Origin of the sequence: Paenochrobactrum pullorum (assembly GCF_041929845.1) — a bacterium.
Classification (GTDB): domain Bacteria; phylum Pseudomonadota; class Alphaproteobacteria; order Rhizobiales; family Rhizobiaceae; genus Paenochrobactrum; species Paenochrobactrum pullorum.
Genome location: NZ_JBHEEH010000048.1, coordinates 1 through 1,313 on the forward strand (window position 1 = coordinate 1; position 1,313 = coordinate 1,313).

1 protein-coding gene is annotated in these 1,313 nt (G+C 49.4%); it reads left to right on the plus strand.

Going from position 1 to position 1,313, the window contains the following annotated elements; translation table 11 throughout:
* Nucleotides 1–62: 62 nt before the first annotated feature.
* Nucleotides 63–1,216 (plus strand): IS3 family transposase gene (locus JNC77_RS17545; protein WP_374834798.1). Its coding sequence is split into 2 segments (ribosomal slippage): nt 63–324 and nt 324–1,216, totalling 1,155 coding nucleotides; the frame shifts between segments, so codons are not numbered across the junction.
* Nucleotides 1,217–1,313 lie beyond the last annotated feature (97 nt).

Consider the following 1,313-nt stretch of genomic DNA (forward strand, 5'->3'; position numbering starts at 1 on the left):
TGGACTTGCCCGGATAAAATGGAGGGATTTTCTGTTAACATTTGAGTCAACAGGAGAACCCTATGAGTAAAAGCAAACGCCCCGTTATTACGGATGATTTCAAGAAGGAGGCCGTCCGGTTGATTGCAACTAGCGGGCGGACAATCAGCCAGGTCGCGGCAGACCTTGGTGTTGGGCTCTCTACACTGGCGCGCTGGAAACGGCAGTTTCATGAGGCAGATCTTCTGTCTGGACCACACGAGGATGTGACTAAAGAATTGGTGCGACTGCGTAAGGAAAACGAGATCCTTCGGCAGGAACGCGAGATATTAAAACGCGCTGCAACTTTTTTCGCCAAGGAGGGAAGTCGATGAGGTTTAAATTCATCGATGATGCGAAGAAGGAATTCCCCGTCTGTCGGCTCTGCTCAGTTCTTAGTGTCAGTGAAAGTGGCTATTTTGCATGGAGAGGACATCCAGCCAGTTCCCGGCAGAATAGGGATATGATCTTATTGGCCCATATACGCTCTCAGTTTAAGGCATCGCATGAAACCTACGGATCTCCACGCATGCATGTGGAACTCCAGGAGGCTGGTATTAATGTTGGCCGTCATCGCGTTGCCAGGCTTATGAGGGATAATAAGCTGAAAGCCTTACAAAAACGGCGCTACAAGAAGACAACAGACAGCAACCATAGTGGTCTCATTGCCCCCAACCTTCTTGATCAGGACTTTGCATGCACTGGCCCAGATCAGAAATGGGGTGTTGATATCAGCTATATCTGGACCGCTGAGGGCTGGCTTTATCTGGCAATTGTGCTGGATTTATTCTCACGGCGTATTGTTGGATGGGCAACAAGTGACAGGCTCAAAAAAGATCTGGCATTGACGGCTTTAAATCGTGCGATTGCTCTTCGCAGGCCACCCGCCGGGCTGATCCAGCATTCGGACAGGGGCAGCCAATATTGTTCTTATGACTATCGAGAACGATTGGCCAGTCACGGCATCGTCGCATCAATGAGCGCTAAAGGGAATTGTTATGATAATGCGATGGTCGAAGCCGTATTTAAAACAATCAAATCAGAGATGGTCTGGCGTACGAGTTTCCAAACGCGAGCGGTTGCTGAAAAAGCCCTTGGCCGATACATTGATGGCTTCTATAATCCAATCCGGCGACATTCAGCGCTCGGATATAAGTCGCCAATAGCATTCGAGGCCAACAACGCATTCGCTGAGTGAAAGTCTCTCCACTAAAGCGGGGCATGTGTGGACGGCCTCCGTTTGGCAAGATGTTTTTTGATATTTCTGACAAGCTGGTCGAGTGCAGGCATGTGTC